Origin of the sequence: Crossiella sp. S99.2 (assembly GCF_023094165.1) — a bacterium.
Taxonomy (GTDB): Bacteria; Actinomycetota; Actinomycetes; order Mycobacteriales; family Pseudonocardiaceae; genus Crossiella.
The window spans coordinates 577,471-596,680 of the sequence record NZ_JALMDK010000006.1 but is presented as its reverse complement, the minus strand read 5'-3'; the positions used below and the strand labels follow the sequence as shown (position 1 = coordinate 596,680).

General features: G+C 71.0%; 20 protein-coding genes. 10 read left to right on the top strand and 10 right to left on the bottom strand.

From position 1 onward, the window contains the following. Nucleotides 1-579 precede the first annotated feature (579 nt). Together MZC64_RS25945 and MZC64_RS25940 are read left to right on the top strand one after the other, a co-directional pair. Nucleotides 580-3,276, top strand: a complete 2,697-nt coding sequence (locus MZC64_RS25945; RefSeq protein ID WP_247759039.1) for an aldehyde dehydrogenase family protein — start codon at nucleotides 580-582, stop codon at nucleotides 3,274-3,276. Beyond that, nucleotides 3,273-4,988, top strand: coding sequence for a thiamine pyrophosphate-binding protein (locus MZC64_RS25940; RefSeq protein ID WP_247759051.1), 1,716 nt, complete (start codon nucleotides 3,273-3,275; stop codon nucleotides 4,986-4,988). The genes MZC64_RS25945 and MZC64_RS25940 overlap by 4 nt, the downstream gene beginning before the upstream one ends. Here MZC64_RS25940 and MZC64_RS25935 read toward each other — a convergent pair. From MZC64_RS25935 to MZC64_RS25905, 7 genes are all read right to left on the bottom strand, one after another. Further along, nucleotides 4,985-5,554, bottom strand: coding sequence for a hypothetical protein (locus MZC64_RS25935; RefSeq protein WP_247759055.1), 570 nt, complete (start codon nucleotides 5,552-5,554; stop codon nucleotides 4,985-4,987). The genes MZC64_RS25940 and MZC64_RS25935 overlap by 4 nt on opposite strands. Further along, the gene (locus MZC64_RS25930; protein WP_247759056.1) at nucleotides 5,554-6,342 is read right to left on the bottom strand and encodes an ESX secretion-associated protein EspG; all 789 of its coding nucleotides are present in this window, start codon (nucleotides 6,340-6,342) and stop codon (nucleotides 5,554-5,556) included. The genes MZC64_RS25935 and MZC64_RS25930 overlap by 1 nt, the downstream gene beginning before the upstream one ends. A 3-nt stretch (nucleotides 6,343-6,345) precedes the next feature. Beyond that, on the bottom strand, nucleotides 6,346-7,536 hold the full coding sequence (locus MZC64_RS25925) for a PPE domain-containing protein (protein WP_247759058.1): 1,191 nt from the start codon (nucleotides 7,534-7,536) through the stop codon (nucleotides 6,346-6,348). 14 nt (nucleotides 7,537-7,550) lie between these two features. Next, nucleotides 7,551-8,144 (bottom strand): DUF3558 family protein, encoded by a 594-nt coding sequence (locus MZC64_RS25920; RefSeq protein ID WP_247759059.1) that lies wholly within the window; start codon nucleotides 8,142-8,144, stop codon nucleotides 7,551-7,553. Next, the gene (locus MZC64_RS25915; RefSeq protein WP_247759061.1) at nucleotides 8,137-8,451 is read right to left on the bottom strand and encodes a PE domain-containing protein; all 315 of its coding nucleotides are present in this window, start codon (nucleotides 8,449-8,451) and stop codon (nucleotides 8,137-8,139) included. The genes MZC64_RS25920 and MZC64_RS25915 overlap by 8 nt, the downstream gene beginning before the upstream one ends. 142 nt (nucleotides 8,452-8,593) lie before the next feature. After that, entirely contained in the window at nucleotides 8,594-9,163 is a 570-nt protein-coding gene (locus tag MZC64_RS25910; RefSeq protein WP_247759064.1) for a DUF3558 domain-containing protein, read from the bottom strand. A 93-nt stretch (nucleotides 9,164-9,256) separates the two neighbouring features. Then, the gene (locus tag MZC64_RS25905) at nucleotides 9,257-9,886 is read right to left on the bottom strand and encodes a hypothetical protein (protein ID WP_247759065.1); all 630 of its coding nucleotides are present in this window, start codon (nucleotides 9,884-9,886) and stop codon (nucleotides 9,257-9,259) included. 233 nt (nucleotides 9,887-10,119) lie between these two features. Between MZC64_RS25905 and MZC64_RS25900 the strand changes: the two genes are divergently transcribed. After that, nucleotides 10,120-10,875: a thioesterase II family protein gene (locus tag MZC64_RS25900; protein WP_247759067.1), complete on the top strand. Its 756-nt coding sequence runs from the start codon at nucleotides 10,120-10,122 to the stop codon at nucleotides 10,873-10,875. Nucleotides 10,876-10,951: 76 nt separating this feature from the next. On the opposite strand, the gene MZC64_RS25895 is transcribed toward MZC64_RS25900, so the two are convergent. Next, nucleotides 10,952-11,947: a sporulation protein gene (locus MZC64_RS25895; protein WP_247759069.1), complete on the bottom strand. Its 996-nt coding sequence runs from the start codon at nucleotides 11,945-11,947 to the stop codon at nucleotides 10,952-10,954. Nucleotides 11,948-12,036: 89 nt separating this feature from the next. Further along, entirely contained in the window at nucleotides 12,037-12,732 is a 696-nt protein-coding gene (locus tag MZC64_RS25890) for a ceramidase domain-containing protein (RefSeq protein ID WP_247759071.1), read from the bottom strand. 134 nt (nucleotides 12,733-12,866) lie between these two features. Here MZC64_RS25890 and MZC64_RS25885 point away from each other — a divergent pair, with 134 nt between their 5' ends. Both MZC64_RS25885 and MZC64_RS25880 read left to right on the top strand, forming a co-directional pair. Continuing rightward, nucleotides 12,867-14,627, top strand: coding sequence for a serine/threonine-protein kinase (locus MZC64_RS25885; RefSeq protein ID WP_247759073.1), 1,761 nt, complete (start codon nucleotides 12,867-12,869; stop codon nucleotides 14,625-14,627). A 141-nt stretch (nucleotides 14,628-14,768) separates the two neighbouring features. Then, entirely contained in the window at nucleotides 14,769-15,551 is a 783-nt protein-coding gene (locus tag MZC64_RS25880; RefSeq protein ID WP_247759074.1) for an FHA domain-containing protein, read from the top strand. A 1-nt stretch (nucleotide 15,552) separates the two neighbouring features. Here the strand turns inward: MZC64_RS25880 and MZC64_RS25875 are convergent, their stop codons facing one another. Further along, complete coding sequence (locus MZC64_RS25875) at nucleotides 15,553-16,659, bottom strand: serine hydrolase domain-containing protein (RefSeq protein WP_247759076.1); 1,107 nt, start codon at nucleotides 16,657-16,659, stop codon at nucleotides 15,553-15,555. 88 nt (nucleotides 16,660-16,747) lie between these two features. Here MZC64_RS25875 and MZC64_RS25870 point away from each other — a divergent pair, with 88 nt between their 5' ends. From MZC64_RS25870 to MZC64_RS25855, 5 genes are all read left to right on the top strand, one after another. Continuing rightward, complete coding sequence (locus MZC64_RS25870; protein ID WP_247759082.1) at nucleotides 16,748-17,224, top strand: MarR family transcriptional regulator; 477 nt, start codon at nucleotides 16,748-16,750, stop codon at nucleotides 17,222-17,224. Nucleotides 17,225-17,544: 320 nt separating this feature from the next. Beyond that, on the top strand, nucleotides 17,545-18,213 hold the full coding sequence (locus MZC64_RS25865; RefSeq protein WP_247759084.1) for a M23 family metallopeptidase: 669 nt from the start codon (nucleotides 17,545-17,547) through the stop codon (nucleotides 18,211-18,213). A 49-nt stretch (nucleotides 18,214-18,262) separates the two neighbouring features. After that, a complete protein-coding gene (locus MZC64_RS25860; protein ID WP_247759085.1) occupies nucleotides 18,263-18,763 on the top strand; it encodes a hypothetical protein in 501 nt (166 codons plus the stop codon). Between the two features lie 120 nt (nucleotides 18,764-18,883). Then, entirely contained in the window at nucleotides 18,884-19,036 is a 153-nt protein-coding gene (locus MZC64_RS49175; RefSeq protein ID WP_221489854.1) for an RGCVC family protein, read from the top strand. 10 nt (nucleotides 19,037-19,046) lie between these two features. After that, entirely contained in the window at nucleotides 19,047-19,199 is a 153-nt protein-coding gene (locus tag MZC64_RS25855; RefSeq protein WP_247759087.1) for a DUF6307 family protein, read from the top strand. The last annotated feature ends 11 nt before the right edge of the window (nucleotides 19,200-19,210 follow it).

Below are 19,210 nucleotides of genomic sequence, written 5' to 3'. Positions count from 1 at the left end.
CAGCTATACCGGGCCCCGGCCACCCGAAGTAGCAGCTCCGGCCACGCCTGTCCAGGCATTTGTGCAGGTAGGGCGGATACATACGCAGTTCTGACGCTTTTCTGTCAATGGAGTGAATAGTCACACCAATCTCACTGGCGCCAAGCTTTTGCCGGGGCAAGTGTACGGAAACGTTATACGGCGGTTCACGTTTCTTTGACATTCCCCTGACGTTGACCCACGGTCAACCGATCGCGCTCCGTGTATTTACGTTGTTACACAGCGTTAATTGCTTTGAAAATATTGATGTGAACTGCCTTGAGCGTGGGTATTGCGACCTGATCGGAGCATGGTTGGTGCTCCGTTCGCCCCAACTTTTTGAAGTGGCCTCCGGTTCGTGTAGTCGACTCGTTAGGGTGGCTATCGAAGCATCTGGGGTGGGTGCCAGTAAGTGAGCGGAACAGTCCCGTGGGCGAGTGCGCATCGCGCCCGCTGTTCAGACCGGCGACACGGGGCAACGGGATCTCGATGGTCCCGACGACGGGTGGCGACGTCGTGGTGGCGATGGCTGTGGTGACGTGGGAGACGGCGGTGGATCCTGTGGCAGCGAGACTGGTGACGGCGAACTCGGTGCGTTCGGTGACCGAGGTCGAGCAGGACGCGCTCCGGGTGGCGGCGGTGTTGCGGGGCAGGGGAGTGGCGCCAGGCGACCGGGTGGTGCTCAAGGCGGACAACTCCGCCGGCTACGTCACCGCGCTGCTCGCGCTGGTGCACCTGGATGTGTCGATCGTGCTGGTCGACCACCGGCAGACCCCGGAGGAAACCCTCCGGTTCGCGGGGCTGGCCAGAGCACGGTGGGCAGTGCTCCAGCCGGCCCTGCCCGCCGACGACGCGGGTGTGGGCCCGGCGGGCGCGCTCTACCTGGACGAACTGCTCGCCGAGGCCGCCGCGCGCACCGAGGACGTGCTGGGCTCGCTGAGCTTCGTGGACTGGTTCTCCCGCACTGACGCGCTGATCGCCTGGTCCTCCGGCACCACCGGGGACCCCAAGGGCATCGTGCGCTCCGGGCACTCCTTCCTGGGCAACATCGAGCGCACCCAGCAGCGGATGGGCTACACCGAGGCCGACGTGCTGATGCCGTTGCTGCCCTTCTCGCACCAGTACGGCCTGTCCCTGGTGCTGCTCTGGTGGGTGGCCCGCTGCTCCTTCGTGGTCGCGCCGTACACCCGTCTCGACCACGCGGTCGACATGGCGGGCCGGTACCGGGCGACCGTGGTGGACGCGACCCCCGCGACCTACCACACCCTGCTCAACCTGGTGCAACGCCGGCCGGACTCGGCCGAGGGCCTGCGCGGGGTGCGCATGTGGTGTGTGGGCGGCGCCCCGCTGGACCGGGCGCTGGCGGACAAGTTCGTCGCGGCCACCGGCCAGCCGCTGCTGGACGGCTACGGCAGCACCGAGGTCGGCAACATCGCCCTCGCGGCGCCCGGCAACGCCATCGGCTGCGGCAAGCCCCTGGACGGGGTGGAGCTGATGATCATCAACGAGAACGGGGTCACCGCCGCGCCAGGGGAGATCGGCGAGATCCTGGTCCGCTCCGGCGGTCTCATGCAGGGCTACCTGGCCGCCGACGGCAGCGTGGTGCCCAGGGACAACGACACCTACCGCACCAACGACATCGGCTACGCCGACGCCGAGGGCAACCTGTACGTGGTCGGCCGCAAGTTCGCCGTGCACCGGATGGGCCACACGCTCTACCCGGAAGCCCTGGCCCGCAAGGCCGAGGCGGCGGGCGCGCCGATCAAGGTGGTCGCCCTGGACGACGAGCGCCGCGGTAGCCAGCTGGTCTTCGTGGTGGCCGACCCCGACCTGCGCGAGGCCCGGCACTGGCGCGAGCTGATCTGCGCTGAACTGCCGCCCTACGAGCAGCCCAACCACGTGCTCGTGATCGCGGAGTTCCCGCTCAACGCCAACGGAAAGCCCGACCCCAGGCAACTGGAGCGACTCGTGCTGGACGCCCTGCCCACCCCGCGCAACCGGGTCGCCCAGACCACCGCGGCCGAACCCGTGCCGGACCTGAGCGCGCTGCACTTCCCCGAGCGGGTGCGGGCGATCCAGGCCGTGCTGGACCTCCTGCGCACCAACCCGCAGCAGGTCATCGACGTGCTCACCGAGATCTCCAACCACAAGGCGGTGCTGGAGGAGATCGAGGCGACCATCGGCGCGCTGGAGGGCGCGGTCGAGGAGGTCTCGGCCTACCGGCCCGGCCAGGTCGGCAAGATGGCCGTGTTCATGTCCTCCAACGTGCTGCTCTACTCCTACGCGCTGTACCTGCTGATCCCGGCGCTGTACTCGGAGGAGATCATCTTCCGGCCCTCCGGCCAGGTGCTGGACACCACCCGCCGTCTGCACGAGCTGCTCGCGCCGGTGCACCAGCTGGACGCGGTCGAGCTGACCACGCTCAGCCAGCGCCAGTTCGTCGACGTGCCGGTGGCCGAGGCCGACGTGCTGGTCTTCACCGGCGCCTACCAGAACGCCGAGCAGGTCCGCTCCTACCTGCGTGAGGACCAGCTGCTGCTGTTCTTCGGCCAGGGCGTGAACCCGTTCATCGTGACCCCCGGCGCGGACCTGGACCTCGCGGTGACCGACGCGCTGCGGATCCGGATGCTCAACTCCGGCCAGGACTGCTTCGGCCCGGATGTGTTCATGGTCAACGCCGCCGACGCGGAGCGGTTCACCGACCTGTTGGTCAAGCGGGTGGCCGACCTGCGCTACGGCAGCTACACCGATCCCGAAGCGGACTATTCTTCCCTCTGCTACGAGACCGCGCTAGAGGCTGCGGCCGACTACCTGCGGATCAACAGAGAACACATCGTGCAGGGCGGCCGGGTGGACTTCCGGTCCAAGCATGTCGAGCCCACGGTGCTCGTGCGCAGGTACAACAAGAAGATGCCCATCGAGGAGACGTTCTCGCCCATCTTCAACCTGGTGGTCTACGAGAACCCGCAGCAGCTCCGGTCCTTCATCAACTCGCCGATCGTGAACGAGCGGGCGATGGCCGCGATGATCTACGGCGACGACCAGGCGGCTGCCGATCTGCTGGCCAAGCGGCACGCGGTCTGCGCCAACATGACGATCTTCGAGGTGGAGAACGGGAACAAGCCGTTCGGCGGCCACGGCGTGGCCGCCAACTACATCGCCTACCGGGGTGAGCGGCACGCCGAACCGATCCTGATCTCCAAGGCGGTCGCCGAGCACCTCCCCGCAGCCCAGCAGAGCAGGATGGCCAACGCATGACTGAACAGACCTACCAGGGCGCCTGGAACGCCGCCGTCGACTTCCTCACCGCGGCCGGGGTGGAGACCATCTTCGGCCTGCCCGGTGACGATCTCGGCATGCTGCGCGCCCTGCAGCCCACCGACCGGCGCATCGTGCTGTGCCGGGACCAGCGCAACGCGATCTTCATGGCCACCGGTTTCGCGCTCCAGTCCGGCAAGCCGGGCATCGCCGTGATCGGCAAGGGCCCGGCGGCCGCGAACGCGGTCACCGGCCTGCTGGAGGCGCACTGCTCGGCCGCGCCGGTGGTGGTGCTGGCCGGCGGCACCAGCGTGGAACAGCGCGGCTCCAACGCTTTCCAGGAACTGGACCAGCTCGCGCTGGTGGCGCCGCTGACCAAGTGGGCGCACCGGGTGGACCACCCGGACCGGGTGGCCGCCGCGCTGGAGAAGGCGTTGCTGATCGCCACCAGCGGCACCCCCGGCCCGGTCTACCTGGAGTTCCCAGATCACCTGCTCAAGGAAGAGATCAACCGCACCCGGCCGTGGCACACCCCGGCCGACGTCACCCGGGTCGACCACGCGGTGACCGCGGCCGACGGCGCCGCGCTGGCCGCGATCAAGGCCGCCAAGCGCCCGCTGATCCTGGTCGGCGGCGGCATGCGGCACCGCAACGCCGACGGCGTGGTGGAGCGCTTCGCCGAGACCATCGGGGCCGGGATCTACAGCACCGCCACCGGACGCTCCACAGTGGATGAGAACCACGCCCAGTTCTGCGGCCTGGCCGGGCTGTACTCGCCGCAGCAGACCGCGGAGCTGTGGAGCGGCACGGACCTGCTGATCACGCTGGGCTCCCGGCTGGAGGAGACCGCGACCTTCGGCTGGGAGGGCATCGGCACCAGCGTGCCGGTCCTCCAGGTCAACATCGACGCCGGCGGGCTCTCGGTGGAGTTCGCCGGGCCCAAGGTGATCGGCGACGGCGCGGGCACGGTGTCCGCCTGGCTGACCGCGCTGGCCGGGCACACCCCGGACGCGGACTGGGTGGCCACCATCTCCCGCTGCCGCAGCGAGGCCGCCGCGGCCGCGCAGGCCCGGCTGAAGGTCTTCGGCGAGGACGCCTACGTGCACGTGGCCGAGGTGCTCGCGGCCATCGACACGGTGGCCCCCGAGTCCCGGATCCTGGTGCAGGAGAACGGGTTGCAGGACATGTGGTCCTACATCTACCCCTACTACTCCTGTGGTGCGCGCGGCGGTTCGGTAGTGCCCTCCGAGCAGACCACGCTGGGCTTCGGCGCGGCCGCCGCGGCCGGGGTGAAGATCGCCGCCCCGGACCGCCCGGTGATCGCCTTCGTCGGCGACGGCGCGTTCAACCTGTTCCGCAGCGACCTGGAAACCCTGGGCCGGGAAGGCATCGGGGTGGTCTACGTGGTGCTGCGCAACGGCGGCTACGGCTGGCTGCAGTCCCAGCTGGACCAGCACGGCCTGCCGGCCGACCGGTACCCGTTCGTCTCCGGCGAACTGGCCGCCGCCGCGCACGCCACGCCGCCGCGGGTCGAGCAGGTGGTGATCTCGGACAAGGCCGCGCTGGCCGAGGGCCTCGGCCGCGCGGTGACCGCCTCCCTGGAGGGCCGGGTCACCGTGGTGCACGTGCCGGTGGACCTGTCCGACGCCCCGCCCGGAATCAGCGACCTGGAGGGCGACTTCCCCGGCGGCAACGACAAGAGCGCGCACTAGGTTCTACGCAGGTAGGCCGTGCCGCGTGGGGACAGCCGGTAGCCGATCTCCAGGCTCTCGGTCAGGCCCAGTTCCTTGAGTTTGCGCACGTCGTTCTTGAACGCCAGGGTGTCCCGGTCCACCCGGGTGGCCAGCTCGGCCGCCCGGGTGCCGGGGCATTCGGCGATCAGCGCCAGCACTCGCGCCGTCCACGGCCCGTGCTTGGCCCGACTGTCCATTCCGGACAGTTTCCGATCCAGCTCGGCGCGGTCGGCCGCGGACAGTTCGTCCTGCTCCAGCAACGAGATCCGCGGATCGACCCCGGCCGGGCGCAACTCGATCCGGTACAGCGCCGCGTCCGCGCCGGCCCGGAGACCGCGTAACAGCGTTGCGCGATCAGGGAATCCGGCCTGTACCGCCTCCGCTTCGGTGAGGTCGGCCACCGGTGTCACCGCGAGGATCTGCACCAGCCCGGCAGCGGTGCGCAGCACGGTGCCCGCGCGCACGCTGGGCCGCCGCCAGCGCCGGAAGGCCAGGGTCACCGACCCGCAGGCGATGCCGTCCAGGACGGCCGCGGTGAACAGCATCAGTCCTGCGCCAGCTCACCCAGCAGGTGCTCCAGCTGGCCGGTCAGCCGGGTGCCGTCGGCCGGGCTCATCGTGGTCCACGGCGTGCCGTCGGACCCGCGGTGCTCCTCCATCAGGTAGCGCCCGGCCGCGGTGTCGAAGAAGGCCACCACGTGATCGGCCCGGTTGCGCCGCCCCAGCCGGTCGGTCAGGGTCGCGCCGAACTGCCCGCTCTGCTCGGCGCCCTCGATCATCTCGGCCACCGCCTCCGCGTCCGCGGCACTGATCCCGTTGTCGCGCAAGGCTTCGGCGAAGGACTTGACCGAACTGCCGACGTTCTGCGCGGCCGTGTCGATCACCGCACTGGGCAGCGACACCGAGTGACCAGGCCCGGCCGCACGCGCGGGCAGCAACCCGACCACGGCCCTGGCCAGTCCGCCAGGGTAGATCGCCCGCAGGTCCAGCACGCCTTCCTCGAGCACGGCCAGCACGCCGTCCGGCCCGGCCCCGGCGGCCAGCGCCCGCACCTCGTGCCCCAGCCACAGCCGGGCGTCCACCGCGCGGGCGGGCCGGGCCAGCAGGGTCAGCGCGTCCACCAGCTCGGGCCGGATGCCGCCGTTGCGCACCAGGTCGTCGCGGTGCAGCTCGTCCCAGGCCGCGTTGATCGCCGCGGTGCGCTCGTGCTCCTCGTACCCGTGCGGGTGCACGTGCAGCACCACCGGCATCTCCGGTAGCCGCAGTTTCTCCCACAGCACCTGGTAGGCCGAGGCGGAGAGCCGGAAGGCCGGGGCGGTGTCGATGTCCAGCACGGTCTACTCCTGGTGTTCGCCGATGACCGGCGGCGCGACCAGCCGATCGTCGGTGAAGATCTCGTCGGAATCGAGCACGTACTGGTTCTCGTGCTCCTCGTCCTCCTCGCCGGGCCGGGCCGCCCCGCCGGGCGCCGCCTGCTGCAGGAACTGCCCGCCCCGCCCGGCCCCCGGCGACCCGGTCCGCGCCGCGGGCACCTGCGTCCCACCACCGACCCCGGCCGATCCACCGCGTCCCAACGGATTCCCCGGCGCGCCAGGTCCACCGGTCGCTCCGCCGAACCCGCCACCGACCACACCGCCGCCGAACCCGCCGTACCCACCGCCGCCACCGGAGACCCCGCCGGACCCGGTGGGCCCGAAGTTCCCCGGCACGTTCGGCGTGCCCTGGGATGGCACCGGCGTGTACTGACTCGGCGTCACCGCCGCCACCCGCGGATCGTCCACCCCGGTGCCCGGCCGCTGCGTCCCGTCCGGTGGCGGCGGACCGTCCTGTTGTTGCGGCGCAACGGGAATCCCGCCGTCCGAACCGCTCGTGCCACCGGGCCGCAGCTGATCCCCGCCGCCGCTCGCGCCCCGCCGGGCCGGCGCCACGGTCCGGCCGCCCCGGCCACCGGGTCCCGGCGGCGGGGGAGTGACCTGTTCGTCCACCGCGACCTGCGGCGGCTCGGAGATCGTCGGCAACGCCCGCACGTTCGCACTGGAGGAGGTCGAATAGGTCGACATCACCTGCGCCGCCCGCAGATGCGCCTCCTTCGCCGCTTCCTCCTCGTCCTGCCGATCGGTCTTGACCCCGAAGAAGTTCTTGACCCCCTTGACCGGCGCCCAGTCCTCCCCGGTCTTGACCTCCACCGGCTTGGGCATCGCCGTCTTGGCCGTGCTGAACGCCTCCGCCTGGGACCCGGTGGCCTTGCCCGAGTTCTCCACCGCGGTCCTGGCCAGCTCCAGCCACGGCCCCAGCCCGCCGATGGCCGCCTGCGCGTTGTCCGCCGCCTGTCCCTGCCAGACCCCGCCGAGGGTCTTGAGACCGGTCTTCAGATCGTTGACCGCGTTGAAGAACCCTTGCGCCAGTTCGGCTTGGAACTTCTTGGCGGGTTCGGCGGTGGCCGGACCGCGGCCCTGTTGCAGGTCGTCGTAGAGCTTCTGGTGCGGAACGGCCAGCCAGTTCCGGCACACATCCAGCGAGTTGAACATGACTCCCCCTGTGGCTATTTCTTCGACAGCGTCGCTAGTGCGGCCTCGGCCACCTGTGCCGCCCGCGTGCACAGCGTTGTCCGGCCCAGCGGTTGCTTCCGGCCGCCCTCGGCGTAGTGCGAGCGCAATGTCTGCCCGTCGGACACGTCGACGTGCACAGTGCAGAACTGGCTGCCGGGTGTGGTTTCCGTCCACACCTCGTAGGCGAGGTAGCCGGATATATTTCCGTCCCGGACCCTGCCGTTGACCCGCCCCGGGCCGAACCGCTCGATGCCCTGCTTGCTGATCGGCACCAGGAAGAAGTTGGTGTTCTCCTTGCGGTTGATGAAGAAGCAGTCATCGGCGTCGAAGGTGGTGCTGTGCCCGGGCTTCGGCGGCTGATCCACCCCGAGGGTGGTCCGCTGCTGTTCGGACAACAGCTCGCAGGCCGCCACCCCGGTCAGGTCGAGGTCGCGGGGCCGGGCGGGTTTGGCCGGGGCGGTGCTGGTGGTCGCCTGCGTCGAAGCCGTGGTGGCGGAGGTGGTGGTGGGTGCGGCGTTGCCGCCGCCGCATCCGGCCAAGCCGAACGCGAGCACGAGGGCGGTGGCGAGGAAACGGCGGTCAGGCACGCACGTCTCCCGGGAACTTCGCGCGGTTGCCCTCATCGGACAAGCGGTACTGCTGCTGCACCGCGGTGAGCTGCTCGATGATCGACTGGAGCCGGTCGCGGAAGGCGGAGATCGCCGCGCTGATGGATCCGGTGCTGCGCAGGTTCCGGTTGTTGAACTCAGTCGCGACATCCCGGCTGACGTCGTCGTTGCCCATCGGCTCGATCTGCAGATCGCTCGCGGCCCGGCTGACCAGCTCGTCGATCCGGTCCTTCGTCTGCTGGTACAACCGGATCGCGGCCGGGACCTGGGCCAAGTCGATCTTCATGCCGTCCACCGACACACTGCCTTGTGGTGCCACCTCAACTACCCCCTGAGATCAGCTCGTCTCAGATCGTAGCCGCGTCAAACAGCCCTCACCGGCCTGTTCGGCCAGCTCAGGCGACTCCACCCGATCGGGTGAGGGGTAACTACTTGGCGCTGGTCAGCGTCCCCAGCGCGGCCTCGGCGACCTTGGTGGCGCGCTGGCAGACCTCGTCCTTGGAGAGCGGCTTGTCGCGGCCCTCCTCGTTGTAGGCGGCGGTCAGCACCCGGTCGGGGGCGGCATCCAGGTGCACGGTGCAGAACTGCTCGCCCGCGGGCTGGTCGGTGCGCACCCGGTAGCCGGGGAAGCCCGCCACGGTCACCGGGTCGGTCTGGCCGGTGGCCTTGCCGGGGGCGAACTCGGCGATGCCGCGGTCGGTCACCAGCACCACCGACAGGCTGACCTTTTCCTTCTGGCTGACGAAAACACAGCTCGGCGCGTTGAAGGTCGGGCTGGTGCCGTCCTCGGCGGCCTGGTCAACGCCGAACTCGCCCTGCTGCGGCTGGGACAGCAGCGCGCACGGCTTGACGTTGTCGAAGGCCAGCTCGCGCGGCCGGGCCGGCGGCTTGGGCGCCTCGGAGTCCGCGGCCGAACTGCCACAACCGGCCAGGCCGAGGGCGAGAGCGGCGATCGTCAGGGCGACGAGCGGGCGGCGGCGGTCGTACACGGCGGGCACGGGGGTCTCCTGGCGCTTGTGCGGCCCGGCTCGGTCCGGACCCTGCGTGTCGCGCAGATTACCGAACGTGCGCCGGGGACTTTCCGGTGCCTGTCAGGCGTTCCGCACCGTGACGTCGCCGCGGTCCGAACTCGCCATGATACCTGGCCCGGCCCCTTGCCGCACCTGGACTTCAGCCTTGCCGAGGCGCTCCTTGACCTTCGTGGTCACCTGGTAGTCCCGGCCGCCCGGCACGGTCACGGTGACCTTGCCGCCCTCGGAATGCGCGGCCAGCCGGTCGAAGCCGCCGGTGGCCTCCACCACGACCTCGCCGAGCTTGGTCCGGACGTCGATCTCCGGCGCGGCCACCCCGGTCAGCGTGATGCCGCCGGTCTTGTTGGCCACCTTGACCTTGACGTCCTTGGGCAGCGTGATGTCCCAGTCCACATCGCACTCGCCCGCGGCGCCGGAGCAGCCACCCATCAGCCGGAGCGTGTCGCCGTCGGGGGTGAGCGCGGCGTGCGAGCGGCGGGTGGTCTGCTGGGTCAGCGCCCGCTTCACCACCAGCCGGTCGCCGCCGGTGATCCTGATGGTGCCGATCAGGTTCTCCAGGTCGACGGCCTTGATCTCGCTGCCGTACTCGCTGGACTGGCGTTCGACCTCCTCGGTGACCTTGTTGACCGCGGCGCACCCGGTGGCGAGCAGGGCGATCGCGGTGGCGAGCACGACCTTGGCGGGGAACATCACTGGCTTGGCTCTCTTCTGCGCCGGAGGGATGACGGACCGGGCCTGGGATCCACGCTGTCGGCCCAGGTGTACCCGCCGCGGACCCGGTCGTCGACGCACAGCGCGGCAAATCGGCCTGGCGGCGGACCCCGGCGGGGCGGGCGTCGGCCTGTGGTCGCACCGGGTTCGCGACCTGCGGCCGCGTAGGGTCGGGCAGCGACTCATCCCCCTGACTCGCGGAGGTCGCCGCGGTGCGCGGACAGACATCGGTGGCCCGGCCCGAGCCGCGCCCGGAGGCCACCCGGCTGCTGATCGGCCTGAGCTACGCCGGCGGCGGCACCGCCCCGTTGCGGCCCTGGGCCCAGGCCGTGCCAGCGGACACCGAACTCGTGCTGGTCTGTTACCCGGGGCGGGAACGGCGGTTCACCGAGGCGATGCCCTCGGTCTTCGACGACCTGGTCACCGATGTGGTGGCCACGGTCCGGTCGGTGGCGCGGGCGCCGTTTGTGCTGGCAGGGCACAGCATGGGCGCGCTGGTGGCGTTCGAGACCGCGGCGCGGCTGGAGGCGGCGGGCGGACCGGCACCGGCGGCGTTGGTGGTGTCCGGGCACGCCGCACCGCCGCACCTGGGTTTCGCCGGGGACACCGGGCCGGTGGCGCGGCACGCCGATGACGAGCTGCTCGCCTGGATCCGGGAGTACGGCACGCTGCCGGAGGAGATCCTGGAAGATCCGGATCTGGCCGGGGTGGTGCTGACCGCCTTCCGCGCGGACCTGGCGCTGCACGGCACCTACCGCTACACCCCCGGCACCCGGGTGCACGCCCCGGTGCAGGCGCTCATCGGCGCGCGAGACCCGGTGACCCTGGCCGGCGCGAGCCGCTGGCGGGAGGTCGCGGCCGGGGACTTCCGGGTGGACGAGCTGCCGGGCGCGCACTTCTACACCGAGGACGTGTGGCCGCACCTGCCCCGGCACATGGCCGCGCTCACCGGGGCGAACCTGGTCTGAGACAAGGAAAAGGGGCGGCCCCGCAGGACCGCCCCGATTCCTCGCTCAGCGCGGATCAGTCAAGACCCGCCCGGACTCACTCGTCGTCGCCACCGAAGAAGTCGCCGACCTCGTCGATCATCTCGGCGGCCACAAAACCGCCGACCACACCGGCCGCACCGGCGGCGACCATGCCGCCCACGCCCATGCCGCCACCGCGGCGACCGTGGTCGTCGTCGTGGTCGCGGTAGTGCTGCGGGTGGCCCCCGCCGTGGCCGTAGCCCTGCTGGCCGTAGCCGGGCTGGTTGCCGTAGTGCTGGGCCATCCGGCCCGCGGCCTGGCTGATCCAGCCGTCCAGGTGCGCGGCCCAGTCGGTGCGCTCGGCCTCCTGGTGGGCGACGTGGAAACGGCCGAAGGCGTCGCCGCCGGAGCGGAACAGCCCGCCACGCTTGTCCGCCTCCAGGACCACCACCAGCTCACTGGGGTTGGCCACGAAGGTCAGCTCGACCTCGTTGATCCGGCCCGCGTACTGACCGGGCGGGAAGAACTCGATCTCCTGGTAGAACGGCAGTTCCTGGCGCACGCCGTGCAGGTGGCCCCGCTCGACATCGGCGTTGCGGAACTGGAAACCGAGCCGGCCGAACGCCTCCAGCACCGCGTCCTGGGAGGGCAGCGGGTGCACGTGCACCGCGTCCAGGTCGCCCTTGTCCACGGCCTTGGCCACCGACAGCTCGGTGCGCACGCCCACCGACATGCCGCGCAGCGGGGCGCCGCCGACGATGGTCAGCGGGGTCTCCCACGGCACCGGGAGCTGGAACGGGATGCTGCGCTGTTCCCCTTCGCGCAGCTGGAACCGGCCCGCCACCGCGACCCGGAAGAACTCGACAGCGGTGTTGTGCTCGCTGTCCCCGTGTTCGACCTCCATGCGGGTCACCAGGGACAGGGTCACGTGTTCGATCTCGACGTCGCTGCTGCCGCCGGAGAGGCGGACCTCACCGGAGAGCTGCCCGCCCGGTCGGCAGTTGGGGTCGTGGAGCACCGTGTCCACGGTCGGCCCGCCAACGCCGAAAGCCTGGAGCATCCGCTTGAACACCAGAAACCGTCCTTATCCCCTGTGTTGATGGTGTAGCCCAGCGTAGGGCCAACGAACGGGACGAACGCCGCGTTCCCGTCACCGGTGTTTCACTGGAGAGTTTGCCGTTCCTTCACCTCGCGCCAGCGCAGGACCAGCGCGTATGCCACCAGGAACAGCACGCCGGAGTTGCACAGGTGCCACAGGAAGTGGGTGCCGATGACGATGTCGCCGCAGACCGGGCCGTCCACCGTGCGCAGGAACAACGACACCGCGAACAGCGCCGCGGTCAGCCCGAACCACTTCCGGTACTCGCGCAGCGAGCGGTCCGGTTGGAAGCCCAGCGCGATGGCGAAGACGATCATGGTGACCAGCGCGGGCAGGTACTGGCCGCCGCCGGAGCCGATCAGGCCGCCGAGAGTGAACGAGATCAACTGGCCGATCACCAGGTAGGCGGGCACACCCAGCCAGGCCCACTTCCACTTCAGGCCCCAGAACCAATGCAGGAAGCAGACCACGTAGAAGTGGATGAACAGCGCGATGAAGCCGACATCCAGCAGCACCGACCAGCGGTTGGCAAAGGTGTGGAAGGCCAGGCTGCCCAGGCCGATCAGCAGCAGCAACGCGGCCAGCGTGTGCAGGCTGGCCGGGGCGGAGGGGCTGTCTGGGCCGCGACGGCGGATGAGCCACCACAGCACCAGCGCGGCGATGATGAACCCGCCGTTGCTCAGCGCGTTGAGCGGCTCACCCCACAGACCGGGTGCCACGCGTTCGCAGTAGTTGTCCAGCGGGGCGTTCCAGTCCACGTGATCACCCTGGCAGGCATCCGGTCCGCCGACAACGTCACAAACAGGTGTAAGCCCACGCTGACCACCGGCCCGCCCGTTGTGGTCACTCCCGGTGCACGGAAAGGTTGCACACCGTGTGGTCAGCAGGAGAGATGCGGGCGGGACAGGTCGTCGCCGGCCGGTACCGGCTGGAGGACCAGGTCGGCGCCGGGGGCAACGGGGTGGTGTGGCGGGCCACCGACGAGCACCTGGACCGGCAGGTCGCGCTCAAGCGGGCGCTGCCCGGCCCCTCCGTCCAGCACGCGGAACAACTCCAGCAACTGCGCCGGGAGGCACGGCTGCTGGCCCAGCTCAACCACCCGCACATCGTCACCCTCTACGACGTGCTCGACGACGGCGCCGAGTGCTGGCTGGTGCTGGAGTACGTGCCGGCGCGCAGCCTGGCCGAACACGGGGTGCTGCCGCCGGAACTGGTGGCCAGGCTGGGCGCGCAGATCGCCGACGCGCTGGCCGCGGTGCACGCCAAGGGCATCCTGCACCGGGACATCACCCCGGCCAACATCCTGATGATCTCCGAGGACGAGGCGAAGCTGGGCGACTTCGGCATCTCCCGGCTGCTGGCCGGGGAGGAGACGGTGACCGGCTCCTCGCTGCTCGCGGGCACCCCCGGCTACGTCGCGCCGGAGGTGGCCAACGGCGGGGACCCGATCGCGGCCTCGGACATCTTCTCGCTGGGCTCCACGCTGTACGCGGCGGTGGAAGGCGCCTCCCCGGTCGGCGGCAAGACCGACAACCCCTTCCTGCGGTTGCGCCGGGCCGCCGAGGGCAGGCTCACGCCCAGCCGCAACAGCGGTCCGCTGGCGCCGGTGCTGACCGAGATGCTGCGGGTGGACCCGAAACGCCGCCCGGACGCGGCGGCCACCCGGCGGCTGCTGGCCGATCTGACCGGGGCCGGGCGCCGGTCCCGGCAGACCGCGTTGCGCCGGTGGCTGCTGAGCGCGGGCGCGCTGGTGGCGGTGCTGGCCCTGGCAGTCTGGCTGGGGCTGGCCAACCTGCCGCGGACCGGGGATCAGCCGGTCTCGCTGATGGGGGACCAGCGCACCGCCGACCCGTGCAAGCTGTTCGACCTGGCCAGGCTGACGAAGTTCGGCGACACCAACCTGATTCCCGACGAGTACCGGTTCGACCGGTGCGATGTCATCGTCAAGGTCGACGACACCAGCAGGGAAACCCCGATCACGTTGTTGCTCGGCAGCACCTCCCCGGCCGACCGGCCGCAGGGGCAGGTGGAGCAGCGGGGCAGGTTCAGCGTGCTGCGGGAAACGGCGGTGCCGGGCCGCTGCGCCCGGCGCCTGCTGCTGCCCGAGGACTACGAGATCCAGATCTCGGTGCGGGTGAAGACCGTGGTCGAGGCCGATCTCTGCGGGATGGCCGACGCGGTGGTGGAGTCGGCGAGCGCGGTCCTGGCCAAGGGGCAGATCCCCCGGCGGGAGTCGTATCCGGATTCGCTGGCGAACCAGGACGCGTGCGCAGCGGGGACGTCCGCGCGGTTCCCCCGGCTGCCCGGGATCGACCCGGCCAGCCCTGAGCCCGGCTTCGGCCGGTTCAGCTGCACCTGGGCCAACGCCGACCGCTCCGAAACGCTGCAACTGGACCTGGCCAGGAGCAACCCGTTCACTGAGGCGAGGGGCACCACCGGCACCATCGCCGGGCGGGATGCCTTCGTCGACCTGGAGATGGGCGAGTTCACCGACGGCTGCCGGGTCCGGGTGGCCACCCGCTCGTACCCCAACGCCTACCGCTCGATCAAGCTCGACGCGGTGTTCGTCCTGGTCACCAGCAAGCACAAGCCCTATGCCGAGCGCTGCGCGGTGGCCAAGGAGCTGGCCGCCGCGTTCTTCCCAGCCGGCTGACCGCACGGACGGCTTGCCGACACCCCCTGGAACCGGCAAGCCGTCCGCTGTTGCGGCATCGTTCTACCGCGACTCGCCGGGGATCGATCCCGGCGCTCATGCCGCATGCTGGAGCGGTCAGCGCACCGGGAGGAGGCCGGGATGGGTGAGCGTCCGGGGGTGCTGCCGCCCGCGCACCACAGCCTGGCCTGGGGCATGGCCGGTGGCGCGCCGGGCACGCTGAACGTGCTGGCGGTGGCCGGTGGCATCACGGTCGGTCCGCGGGAGGGCCGGGAGGTGCTCTTCGGCCGCAACCGGCCGGACGTGCACGTCTGCGTTGGCGAGAACGACCGGCGGATCAGCCGCAGGCACGGCTGCGTGACCTACCGGGACGACCAGTGGTGGCTGAGCACCCTGGGCAGGTTGCCGGTGCGGTTGCCAGGGGCCCGGCTGTTGTTCAACCAGGACGAGCCGATCCCGCTCGGGCCCGGCTACACCCCGGTGTTCGTGCGCGGCTCCAACCATCGGGAGCACCTGCTTGAGGTGCACGTGCAGGGCGCGGCCGAGGACGGGCGCGGGCCCGAGCACGAAGCCTCGACCCGGCCGCCCAACATCTGGGCGCTCTCACCGGTCGAGCAGCTCGTGCTGGTGGTGCTCGGCCAGCGCTACCTGCTGCACGAGGCATACCCGACCCCGCTGTCCTGGCGGCAGGCCGCCGAGCACCTGACCGAGATCCGGCCGGCCGAGGAGTGGACCTCCAAGCGGGTCGAGCACCTGGTGATGAGCGTGCGCAACCGGCTCAGCCGGGGCGGGGTGCCGGGCCTGACCCGGGAGGAGATCAACCACCCGGTCGGCAACACGGTGAACCACAACCTGATCCGCGAACTCCTGGAAAGCACCACGCTGGTGCCGCCGGACCTGCGCCTGCTCGGCTACGAGGACTGAGTCACAGGCAGGAGTAGACCGCGGGGACCAGCCGCTGCCACCGCGGGTCCGCGCCGTGCAGGGTGGTGATCGTCCGGTCCGGGGTGAAGCCGAAGCCCAGCCGGGCGTCCGGATCGGCGAAGCCCAGCGCGCCGCCCGCACCCGGGTGACCGAATGCGCGCGGACCGGGGGAGAAGGGCCGGAGTTCGCCGGGCAGCATGAAACCCAGGCTGAACCTGGTGTGCCCGCACAGCACCGCGTCCCGGCCCGCCGACCGCTCCTCGGTGGCCCCGGCCAGCGAGCCGAGCAGCGGGGCCTGGGTGCGGACCAGGCCGCCGTACAGCTCGGCGACCGCGCGGGCGTTGCCGTGGCCGTTGGCGGCCGGGATCTCCGCCGCCCGCCAGCGCGGGTCGCTCACCAGATCGGGGGTCAGCAGGTCGGGCGGGTTGACGAAGGCCTGCGCCGCCATCGAACCCGGCGCGCCCATCGCGGCCAGCAGCTCGCTGCCGGGCGCACCCGCGGCGGGCGGGGTGAACGGCGCGGCGACGGTGGACGCGGCGCGGTGGGCCTGCTCGGCGGGCAGACCGAGGTGCAGATCCAGGCCGAGGTCGGCGACCAGTTCGCGCGGAGTCCGGCCGGAGGCCCGGCGCAGCACTTCGCCGACCAGCCAGCCCCAGGTCACCACGTGATAGCCGTGCTGCTCACCCGGCGGCCACCAGGGCGTCTCCGCGGCCAGCGCCGTGGTCATCCGGGTCCAGTCGAACAGCGCGCCCGCGGGCTGGGTCTCGCGCAGCGCGGGCAGTCCGGCCCGGTGCGCGAGCAGGTCGGCCACGGTGATCGCAGACTTGCCGGCGGCGGCGAACTCGGGCCAGTAGTCGATCACCGGCGCGTCCGGGTCCAGCTGGCCGCGTTCGATGAGCTGGTGGGCGCACACCGCGAGCACGCCCTTGGTCACCGAGAACAGGTTCACCACGGTGTCCCGTTGCCAGGAGCCGCCCCACAGGTCGACCACGGTCCGCCCGTCCACCTGCACGGACACCGCCGCGCCGCGGTCCTCGCCCGCGGCGAACCCAGCCGCGAAGGCATCCCGCACGGGGGTGAACGCGGGATCGCAGTAGCCGTCGACCATCGGATCCGTCCTCTCCTGGGTACGCTGCCCGGAACTAGTCAACCATAGTTACGCAACCATGGTTTCGTATATTGCGGAGGGATCGCCCGTGCTCGACCCGGCCGATGATCTGGTGCTGCTGTTCACCGCGCTGTCCGCGGCCGCCGACGCCGAGGTGCAGCAACGGGTGGCGGCGGCCGGGTTCACCGGGCTGCGCCGCTCGCACGGCTACCTGTTCCAGCACCTCATCCCCGGCCCGGCCCGGATCTCCGAGCTGGCGGCCAAACTCGGCCTGACCCCGCAGGCGGTGTCCAAAACGGTGACCGAACTGGAGAAGCTGGGCTACGCCCGGCGCAGCGTGGGGGAGGGCGATCAGCGCAGCCGCCTGGTGGAGCTGACCGAGCGGGCCACCGGCGCGATCGAGGCGGCCCGGACCGCGCGAGCTGATCTTCGAGCCGCCTACCAGGACATTCTCGGCGCGAAGGCGGCAGGGGCGGTGACCGAGGGGCTGCGGCGGCTGGCCACCGAGACCGGGGCCCTGGCCGAGCTGACCGCGCGCCGGTTGCGGCCCATACACGGGTCCTGACGCTCTGTGGTTACCCAGTGGTATCTGTCACCAAAGACCGGCCATTGAACCCCGAAGGCTTGCTTCCCGTTGTCACCGGTGGTTACCGTCCCGGCCGAACGTCACGGTTCGGTCACGCGAGACAACCTTGAGGTGGACCCCGAATCCGCCTCAACACCCGGATCCCCCGCCGGGTGGTCTCGACCGGGCTCCCCGAGACGGAAAGGCAACGAGTCTTGGCTCGACATAGAGCCCGCGCCACACCCCCGAAATGGCGCGGAAGCACGCTGGCGGCTGCCGCCCTGACCACCTCCGTGGTGGTCGGCGCCCCGTTCCAGCTGATGACGTCCTCCTCTTCCGAGGCCACCACCCCCGAGCCGGTCGACCTGCAGGCGAACCTCGCCGCGGTCGCCCGCACGGCCCCGGAGGTCCTGCCCAGGGCGGTCACCACCGACCCCGGCATCGAACTGGCGAAGCTGGCCAAGGCCGAGCGGATGGCCGATGAGCGCCAGGCCGCCGTGACCGCCAAGGCCGACGCGGAGAAGGCGGAGGCCGAGAAGGTCGCCGCCGAGGCCGCCAAGCGGGCCGCCGCGGCCGCCGCCAAGTCCACGATCAAGGCCAGTGGCGAGTTCGTCCGGCCGGCCGAAGGCCGGTTCACCTCGAACTTCGGCGTGCGCGGCGGGACCATGCACTACGGCGTGGACATCGCCAACTCCATCGGCACCCCGATCCTGTCCGCCGCCGCGGGCACCGTGGTCGAATCCGGCCCGGCCAGCGGCTTCGGCCTGTGGGTGCGGGTGCAGCACAACGACGGCACCATCACCGTCTACGGCCACATCAACGCCTCCATGGTCCGCGCGGGCCAGAAGGTGCAGGCGGGCCAGCAGATCGCGACCATGGGCAATCGCGGCCAGTCCACCGGACCGCACCTGCACTTCGAGGTGTGGGCGCCAGGCGGCAAAAAGGTGAACCCTGGCACCTGGTTGGCCGAACGCGGCATCCGGCTCTAACCCCGATAGCGGCTGGTGACAGGCCCGGGGTTCATAGCAGTCTCGGACCATGATCCGGGTGGGCGGTGGACGTGCGCGGCATCGCGCGCGTCCACTGTCCGACGCCCAGGCCGAACACCTGGTCGCGGTGATCGCCACCGCGGAGTGGAAGCGGATGGTGCGCCGCCGGACCATCGACCTGGCCGGGTCGGCGCTGTGGACCTCCTTCCAGTTCGGGCTGCGCCCGGCGAGCTGTCGCAGGCTGGCCCGGCAGTCCCGGCGGTTGTTGTCGCCGAACGTCGTCCGCCGGGCCACCGCCCACGTCGGCGGGTTCCTGCCCGGCCGCTGGTCGGTGGAGCGCAAGATCGCCAACCGGGTGCGCCGGAGCTGCCGGTTGCCCGCAGGACAGGGCAGGCTGGCCACCGCGCGGGCGTTGCAGGTGCTCGGGCTCTACGCGTGCGTGCGCATGCAGCGGCCGCCCGCGGAATGCCAGTGCCTCAACGACCTCACCAAGGAGCTGTCCCCGCAGGGGCTGACCCGCAGCCTGCGTGAGGCGCTGAGCCGGGTCTAGGCAGGCCCCGTAGAGTGAGCCCTACCGAGGGTATGTCGCGCGGAGGCAGTCAAGCCGACGCCGCCTTGGGTGCACCACAATGCCCGGTCGCCGAGTGCGGCCGGAGGCGGGAGCGCCGGGATGATCCCGATGGCCTCAGATCTCCAGGACGGCGAGGACGTCGTGTGCGTTGCTTGCCAGCATGCGTGGAGCAGTCACGACCAGATCGCCGCGCGGTTCTGCGCGGCGTCGGCAAGCAGTGGACTCGACCGAGGTTGTGTCTGCACGGGTTAGGAGCAGTCTCATGACCGCCACCATCACCTCCCTCTATGAGCGCCGGGTCGAGCTGGTCAAGACGACCCTGAAGGAACACTCGAAGATGAGCGACAAGGCCGCGCTCGAGCTGGCCGAGCACGTGCTCTACGCGATGGACCACATCGCCGAGACCGTCCGCTGACCGGCGGCGCG

Coding starts and splice junctions, on each gene's coding strand:
- MZC64_RS25940 (WP_247759051.1), top strand. CDS start 3,273: ATGACTGAACAGACCTACCAGGGCGCCTGGAACGCCGCCGTCGACTTC.
- MZC64_RS25935 (WP_247759055.1), bottom strand. CDS start 5,554: ATGCTGTTCACCGCGGCCGTCCTGGACGGCATCGCCTGCGGGTCGGTG.
- MZC64_RS25925 (WP_247759058.1), bottom strand. CDS start 7,536: ATGTTCAACTCGCTGGATGTGTGCCGGAACTGGCTGGCCGTTCCGCAC.
- MZC64_RS25915 (WP_247759061.1), bottom strand. CDS start 8,451: ATGAAGATCGACTTGGCCCAGGTCCCGGCCGCGATCCGGTTGTACCAG.
- MZC64_RS25905 (WP_247759065.1), bottom strand. CDS start 9,886: ATGTTCCCCGCCAAGGTCGTGCTCGCCACCGCGATCGCCCTGCTCGCC.
- MZC64_RS25885 (WP_247759073.1), top strand. CDS start 12,867: ATGCGGGCGGGACAGGTCGTCGCCGGCCGGTACCGGCTGGAGGACCAG.
- MZC64_RS25880 (WP_247759074.1), top strand. CDS start 14,769: ATGGGTGAGCGTCCGGGGGTGCTGCCGCCCGCGCACCACAGCCTGGCC.
- MZC64_RS25875 (WP_247759076.1), bottom strand. CDS start 16,659: ATGGTCGACGGCTACTGCGATCCCGCGTTCACCCCCGTGCGGGATGCC.
- MZC64_RS25865 (WP_247759084.1), top strand. CDS start 17,545: ATGACGTCCTCCTCTTCCGAGGCCACCACCCCCGAGCCGGTCGACCTG.
- MZC64_RS25860 (WP_247759085.1), top strand. CDS start 18,263: ATGATCCGGGTGGGCGGTGGACGTGCGCGGCATCGCGCGCGTCCACTG.
- MZC64_RS49175 (WP_221489854.1), top strand. CDS start 18,884: ATGATCCCGATGGCCTCAGATCTCCAGGACGGCGAGGACGTCGTGTGC.
- MZC64_RS25855 (WP_247759087.1), top strand. CDS start 19,047: ATGACCGCCACCATCACCTCCCTCTATGAGCGCCGGGTCGAGCTGGTC.